Source organism: Actinoplanes siamensis (assembly GCF_016862395.1).
In the GTDB taxonomy this organism is placed as follows: Bacteria; Actinomycetota; Actinomycetes; order Mycobacteriales; family Micromonosporaceae; genus Actinoplanes; species Actinoplanes siamensis.
The window spans coordinates 1-606 of the sequence record NZ_BOMW01000030.1; the positions used below are offsets into that span (position 1 = coordinate 1).

The following is a 606-nucleotide window of genomic DNA, read 5'->3' on the forward strand; positions in this document are numbered from 1 at the left end:
CCTGGTCGGTCCGCGTGGGGCGCGGCTGGGCTCGGCCGGGCGGTGTGGGTCCGGTCGGCCCGCGCGGGCGCGCGCCTCGGCTCAGCCGGCGAAGAAGTCGTGGTCCGGGTCGGGGCGGCCGGCCATGGCCGGGAGGTCGGCGAAGTGTTCGGTGAGCGGCGGCTGGGCGAGCGTCGCGGCGATCGAGGCGCGCCACTGGGCGTTTCGCTCGGTGCGGCGGAAATTGAGGTCGTGCGCCTCGGTGGAGTCCCACTCGACCAGCAGCATGAACCGGGTGCTCAACTCGATGCCACGCTTCAGGCGCAGGCCACGGCAGCCCTCCGCACCCGCGATCAGCGGGCGGGCGAGCTGGTAGGCGGCGACGAAATCGTCCTCCCGGCCGGGTAGGACGTCGATAAGCGTAACTTCGAGGATCATGCCCGCAAGCGTCCCATACGCACCAGATGGCCAGCTTACTAGGTTCGAACAGGCGGCCCGGCCAGGCCGGACGGGCCATCGCCCGAGCTCGCCGGGGCCATCCCGGACCGCGCCATCCCGGACCGCGCCATCCCGGACCGCGCCATCCCGGACCGCGCCATCCCGGACCGCGCCATCCCGGACCGCGCC

1 protein-coding gene is annotated in these 606 nt (G+C 73.8%); it reads right to left on the reverse strand.

Features of this window, described 5'->3' with window-relative positions; translation table 11 throughout:
* Positions 1 to 81: 81 nt before the first annotated feature.
* Complete coding sequence (locus Asi03nite_RS16675; RefSeq protein WP_203680772.1) at positions 82 to 417, reverse strand: antibiotic biosynthesis monooxygenase family protein; 336 nt, start codon at positions 415 to 417, stop codon at positions 82 to 84.
* Positions 418 to 606: the final 189 nt, after the last annotated feature.